The following is a 6,578-nucleotide window of genomic DNA, read 5'->3' on the forward strand; positions in this document are numbered from 1 at the left end:
GGGGCGGCGTCCCTCGCTCGCGTGAGGCCGGTCCGTACGGCACCAGGCCCGATTTCATGCGGCTTAGGGTGTGATGCCCGCCCGGTAAGTCCATCGAAAACCCCCGGCTCGGTCACGGCTCCGTGACCGAACTGGATTCCGGCATGGCCGACACGATAGGGATGTGCTCATGAGCAATGACGGGGGAGCGCCCTTCCCGAACGGTGAGCCGACGAGTTTCGGGCTGCAGCAGCCGCAGCAGCCGCAGCAGCCGCACGGTCAGGGGTCCGTACCGCCGTACGGTCAGGGGCCCGTACCGTCGTACGGCCAGGACCCCCGCCAGGCGCAGGGCGGCGGCCCCGGACAGCCGCAGAACCCTTACGGCGGCGGCCCGCACCCCGGCGACCCGTACGCCCCCGGCAGCGTCAACCCGTACTCCCGGCCCACGGCCCCGACCCAGGCGCACCCGGCCGGACCCGCCTCCCCCGAGGCCCCGCAACCGCCGGTCGCGCCGGGCGGCGCCCCCGCGCAGCCTCCGCTGCCGACCCAGGTCGTTCCCGACCCCGAGCCGGATCCGGGCGCGGGCCGCCTGATCGCGGGCCGCTACCGGCTGCTGTCGAAGCTCGGGCACGGCGGCATGGGCACGGTGTGGCGCGCCAAGGACGAGACCGTGGACCGTGAGGTCGCGGTCAAGGAGCCGCGCGTACCGGAGCATCTGCCGGAGCGTGAGCGCGCCACCGCCTTCGAGCGGATGCGCCGTGAGGCCCGCGCGGCGGCCCGGCTCGACCACCCGGCCGTGGTCAATGTGCACGATGTGGCGGTCGAGGACGGCCAGCCGTGGATCGTCATGGAGTTCGTGCAGGGCCGTTCGATGGGCGCCGCGCTCCAGGAGGGCACGCTCGGCGCCCGGGAGGCGGCCCGTGTCGGCCTCGAAGTGCTCGGCGCCCTGGAGGCAGCGCACCAGGCGGGCATCCTGCACCGCGACGTGAAGCCCGACAACGTGATGCTCGGCCGGTACGACCGGGTCGTGCTCACGGACTTCGGGATCGCCCAGATCGAGGGCGAGACCAATCTGACCGACACGGGCGGCTTCGTCGGCTCGCCCGAGTTCATCGCCCCCGAGCGGGTCCTCGGCCAGCGTCCCGGCCCCGCCTCCGACCTCTGGTCGCTCGGTGTCGTCCTGTACGCGGCCACGGAGGGCGTCTCGCCGTTCCGCCGCAGCAACACCCCGGCCACGCTGCAGTCCGTCCTCAACGCGACCCCCGCCGCCCCGGCCTCGGCGACCGGCCCGCTCGCCGAGGCGATCAACGGCCTGCTGCAGAAGGACCCGGCGCACCGCCCGGACGCGGCGACCGTACGGCGCCTCCTGGAGGAGGCGGTCCGGCCACCGCTCCCGCAGCCGGCCACCCAGCTGATGACCGCATCGGGCGGTGTCCCCGGCCCCACGGACGGCATCCGCGTCGGCAGGAAGCTGCTGTACGGGGCGGGCGCGGCCTTCCTCGCGCTGGTGCTCGCGCTCGGTGTGGCGGTCGCGGATCCGTTCGCCGGGGGAGCGGAGGACGGCGCCTGGTACACCCCGAAGTTCCCCAAGGCGATCGGCGCGAGCGTCGAGGTGCCCGAGGGCTATGTCGAGTCGGACAAGCCGGACAAGTACGAGGACGACGAGTACTGGCTGCAGTACAGCGACGTCAGCTGGTCGATCAGCGTCCACCTCGAGCATCTGCGCAAGGACGAGGACAAGAGCGGCCGGATCGCGGGAACGGCGAGCGCCCAGGCCAACGCCGATGCGGAGAAGATCAGGCAGGGCACGTCCTCGGAGTTCGATTCCGACGAGGCCGAGGTGAAGACCAAGGTCACCGACTACGAGGGCAAGGAGGCGGCCGAGAACCTGGTCACCTTCAAGACCGAGTCGGGTGCGCCGCGCGAGGTGCGGATCATGTACTACCGGGCGAAGAACGGCGATATGTACCGACTGCGCATCTGGTACCCGGGTGCGGGTGATCTCGTCGAGCGCGGCCGTGAGGTCGCCGAGCACGCGGTAAAGACCCTGAAGGTCGTCAATCCCTGACTGAAGTCCCTGACTGAAATCCCTGACTGAGCCCGTGACAACCCGCTGATCAGGGCCTTTGCTGCCAGCAACCACTGGCAGGGTGTGCGGACCCCGTGAAGCCCCGTTACCGACGGGTACACAAACACGTCCCGGAGCCGTACGCTCACGCTCATGACGGACGCCCAGGCCCCTGAGAAGACCGGCACCAACCCGGTTGCCCCCGCACCCGCGGGCGCACGCACCGCCGCCGACGTGGTCACGCCCGAGCTGATCGCGCAGCTCACCCGTGACGTCGTCGGCTCCGGCCGCACCGCCAACCACACCCCGTACACGGGCGAGAAGCTGGCGGATCTGCCCGAGTCCACGCCACAGGACGTGGCCACGGCGTTCGAACGGGCCCGCGCGGCCCAGCGCGTCTGGGCCGCGACGCCCGTGCGCAAGCGCGCCGCCGTACTCCTCCGCTTCCACGACCTGGTGCTCGCGCGGCAGGCCGAGGTGCTCGACCTGATCCAGCTGGAGACCGGCAAGGCGCGCCTGCACGCCCACGAGGAGGTGCAGGCCGTCGCCGTCGCTGCCCGGCACTACGGCCGCAAGGCCCCCTCGTACCTGCGTCCGAAGCGCCACACGGGCGCGGTGCCGACGCTCACCAAGGTCACCGAGATGCGCCACCCGCGCGGCGTCGTCGGCCAGATCGCCCCGTGGAACTACCCCCTGGAACTCTCGGTCGGCGACGCGCTCCCGGCCTTCGTCTCGGGCAACGCGGTCGTCATGAAGCCCGACACCGAGACCTGCCTGACCGCCCTGTGGGCCCGCGACCTGCTCATCGAGGCCGGGCTTCCGGCCGAGGTCTTCCAGGTGGTGCTCGGCGAGGGCCCGGTCGTCGGACCCGAGGTGGTCAAGCACGCCGACTACGTCTCCTTCACCGGCTCCACCCGCACCGGCCGCGAGGTCGCGCAGGGCGCGGCGGCCCGGCTCGTCGGCGTCTCCCTGGAACTCGGCGGCAAGAACGCGATGCTGGTGCTCAAGGACGCCGACCTCGACAAGGCCGCCGGGGGCGCCGTCCGTGCCTGCTTCTCCTCGGCCGGCCAGCTCTGCATCTCCATCGAGCGGCTCTACGTGCACGAGTCGATCGCCGACGACTTCCTGCAGCGCTTTGCCGCCCGGACCAAGGCCATGCGCCTCGGCAACTCCCTCGCCTACGGGGCCGACATGGGCTCCCTGGTCGGCGAGCGCCAGCTGGAGACCGTGACCCGCCACGTCGACGAGGCCGTCGCCAAGGGCGCCACCGTCGTCGCAGGAGGCACGGCCCGCCCCGACATCGGCCCGTACTTCTACGAGCCCACCATCCTCGACGGCGTCGAGGCACCCATGGCGGTCTGTGGCGAGGAGACCTTCGGCCCCGTCGTCTCCGTCTACCGCTTCAGCGACGAGGACGCGGTCATCGACGAGGCCAACTCCACCGCGTACGGCCTCAACTCCTCGGTCTGGACGAAGGACGCCCGCCGCGGCCGCGAGGTCGCCGCACGCCTGCGCACCGGCACCGTCAACATCAACGAGGGCTACGCCCCCGCCTACGGCAGCGTCCAGTCGCCCATGGGCGGCATGAAGGACTCCGGGCTCGGGCGGCGGCACGGCTCCGAGGGCATCCTCAAGTACACCGAGGCGCAGACCGTGGCGCACCAGCGGATCATGCCGATGGCGCCGTCGTTCGGGATGAACGACGAGAAGTACGCGGCGTTCATGAGCCGCAGCCTGCGTGCGATGAAGGCGCTGAGGCTGCGATGAGCGACGAGACGCGAGCGGACGCGGCAGCGGCCACGGACGGAGCAGGGGCCGTGGACGACGCCGGGGCCGTGGGCGAGGCGGCGGCCGTGGGCGAGGCGGCGGCCGTCGAATACGACTACGACGTCCTGGTCATAGGCTCCGGCTTCGGCGGCTCCGTATCGGCCCTGCGCCTCACGGAGAAGGGCTACAAGGTCGGCGTCCTGGAGGCGGGCCGCCGCTTCACGCGCGAGGAACTGCCCCGCAACTCCTGGGACCTGAAGAACTACCTGTGGGCCCCGGCCCTCGGCCTCTACGGCATCCAGCGCATCCACCTGCTCGGCAACGTGATGGTGCTCGCGGGCGCCGGCGTCGGCGGCGGCTCGCTCAACTACGCCAACACCCTCTACGTACCGCCGAAGCCGTTCTTCGACGATCCGCAGTGGGCGTCGATCACCGACTGGCAGGACGAGCTCAAGCCGTACTACGACCAGGCGCAGCGCATGCTCGGCGTCCGCCTCAACCCGACGATGACGCCCTCGGACGTCCATCTGAAGGCGACCGCCGAGGCGATGGGCGTCGGCGACTCCTTCCACATGGCGCCCGTCGGAGTCTTCTTCGGCGACGGCGAGGACGCCGAGGGAGCCTCGAAAGCCGCCCCCGGTACGGAGGTCGAGGACCCGTACTTCGGGGGCGAAGGCCCCTCCCGCAAGGCCTGCACCGAATGCGGCGAATGCATGACGGGCTGCCGGCACGGCGCGAAGAACACCCTCAACGAGAACTATCTGCACCTCGCCGAGAAGGCGGGCGCGGTCATCCACCCGATGACCTCCGTCGTCTCCCTCACCGAGGACGCCCAGGGCGGCTACGCGGTCGCGACCCTGCCCACCGACAGGAAGCGCAAGGGCGCGGGCCGCGTCTTCCGCGCGCGGCGCGTCGTCGTGGCGGCCGGTACGTACGGAACGCAGACCCTTCTGCACCGCATGAAGGACACGGGCCTGCTCCCGCGCCTCTCGCCCCGCCTCGGCGACCTCACCCGCACCAACTCCGAGGCCCTGGTCGGCGCCCAGACCGACAACCGCCGCTACCGCAAGCGCCACGGCGTCCCCCGCGTGGACTTCACCCAGGGCGTGGCGATCACGTCCTCGATCCACCCGGACGGCGACACCCACATCGAGCCGGTCCGCTACGGCAAGGGCTCCAACTCGATGGGCAACCTGACCATCCTCCAGGTCCCGTACTCCTCGCGGCGGGTCCTTGCCTGGCTCGGCAACACCGCCCGCCACCCCATCCAGTCCCTGCGCTCCCTCTCCGTCCGCCGCTGGTCCGAGCGCAGCATGATCGGCCTGGTCATGCAGTCCCTGGACAACTCGCTGACCACGTACCGCAAGCCGCGCGGCATCGGAAAGGGCCTGCTGACCGCCCGCCAGGGCCACGGCGCCCCGAACCCCAACCAGATCGAGACGGCCACCCGTGCCGCCACCCTCCTCGCCAAGGAGATCAACGGCTTCGCGGGCTCCAACATCGGCGAGTTGATGGGCACCCCGCTCACCGCGCACTTCCTGGGCGGCTGCCCCATCGGTGACTCCGCGGAAACCGGCGTCATCGACCCGTACCACCGGCTGTACGGCCACCCGGGCATCTCCGTCGTCGACGGCGCGGCGGTCTCCGCGAACCTGGGCGTGAACCCGTCCCTGACGATCACGGCGCAGGCCGAACGGGCCATGTCGCTCTGGCCCAACAAGGGCGAGGAGGACCCGCGTCCGGCCCAGGACGCGGCCTACGAACGCCTCGCCCCGGTCGCGCCGAAGTCCCCGACGGTCCCCGACACGGCCTTCGGCGCGCTGCGTCTGCCGTTCCTGGGCATCCCGAAGGTCCGCCCACCGCAGCCGTAACCGGCTCCTTCGGACCCGTACAACATCGAGGACCTGCGCCCCCCTCCGAGCGCAGGTCCTCAACGGGTTCGTGTGCCCGACGCGTTACGCGGCGTCGGCACCCTTACGCCGGCTCACGGCGAAGACGACACCGGCACCGGCGACGACGGTGATACCGCCGACGAGGCCGATGACGGGCAGCTGCGAGCTGGAACCGGTGGCGGCGAGGTTGCCCTCGATCTTCTTCTCCGGGCTGGTCTTCGCCTCGGGCTTGATCTTCACGGGCGGCTTGCCGGTCTGGGGCTTGGCATCGTTGCCGCCCGGCTCCTTGGCGCCGGCGGCAAGGATCTTGAAGTTGTACCAGCTCTCGTTGAGGAAGCAGTCCTCGTTTTCGCCCTCGTAGTAGATGCCGAAGGCGATGGCCACCGCAGAACCGGCGGGCGCGGCACCGGAGACGCTCAGGCGCAGCTTGAGGTCGACCTTCTCACCGGCCTCGACGGGCAGCCACCCTTCGATGTAGCCGCCGTCGGACAGGTTGCTGTCCCACTGGTTCGTGGTGTAGTTGAAGTATTCGATCTTCGCGTACTTCGAGGCGAGCTCATTGCCGCCGAACTCACTCTCGAGGTCCTTCTTGTACAGCAGCGTGGCGCCGAGGAAGGCCTCCTCACGGTCCTGGCCCTTGCTGTTGTCGAGGTGGAGGCCGAACTCCTTCCAGCCCGAGCCGGCGACAACCTGAGTCGGAAGGCCGGACAGGGAAGCGGTGAAGTCGGCGTCCGCGCAGATTGGAGCTTCTTCCTCGTCCTGCCCGTCGTCCGGGGTGGTGCCGTCGTCGGGCTTGGTGCCGTCGTCGGGCTTGGTGCCGTCGTCCGGGGTGGTGCCGTCGTCGGGCTTGGTGCCGTCGTCGGGCTTGGTGC

The 6,578-nt window shown here is 70.9% G+C and carries 4 protein-coding genes; 3 read left to right on the plus strand and 1 reads right to left on the minus strand.

Features of this window, described 5'->3' with window-relative positions:
- Positions 1 to 169: 169 nt before the first annotated feature.
- The 3 genes from ACLF6P_RS22380 (at position 170) to ACLF6P_RS22390 (ending at position 5,685) form a co-directional block, all read left to right on the plus strand.
- Positions 170 to 2,047, plus strand: a complete 1,878-nt coding sequence (locus tag ACLF6P_RS22380) for a serine/threonine-protein kinase (RefSeq protein ID WP_415952419.1) — start codon at positions 170 to 172, stop codon at positions 2,045 to 2,047.
- 153 nt (positions 2,048 to 2,200) lie between these two features.
- A complete protein-coding gene (locus ACLF6P_RS22385; RefSeq protein WP_415952420.1) occupies positions 2,201 to 3,814 on the plus strand; it encodes a succinic semialdehyde dehydrogenase in 1,614 nt (537 codons plus the stop codon).
- Positions 3,811 to 5,685, plus strand: coding sequence for a GMC family oxidoreductase N-terminal domain-containing protein (locus ACLF6P_RS22390; protein ID WP_415952421.1), 1,875 nt, complete (start codon positions 3,811 to 3,813; stop codon positions 5,683 to 5,685). Before ACLF6P_RS22385 ends, ACLF6P_RS22390 begins: the two co-directional genes overlap by 4 nt.
- 84 nt (positions 5,686 to 5,769) lie before the next feature.
- Here ACLF6P_RS22390 and ACLF6P_RS22395 read toward each other — a convergent pair.
- Positions 5,770 to 6,578, minus strand: an 809-nt coding sequence (locus tag ACLF6P_RS22395; protein WP_415952422.1) for a hypothetical protein, incomplete at its 5' end; no start/stop codon positions are given.

It is taken from the genome of Streptomyces lothianensis (genome assembly GCF_047779955.1).
Lineage (GTDB): Bacteria > Actinomycetota > Actinomycetes > Streptomycetales > Streptomycetaceae > Streptomyces.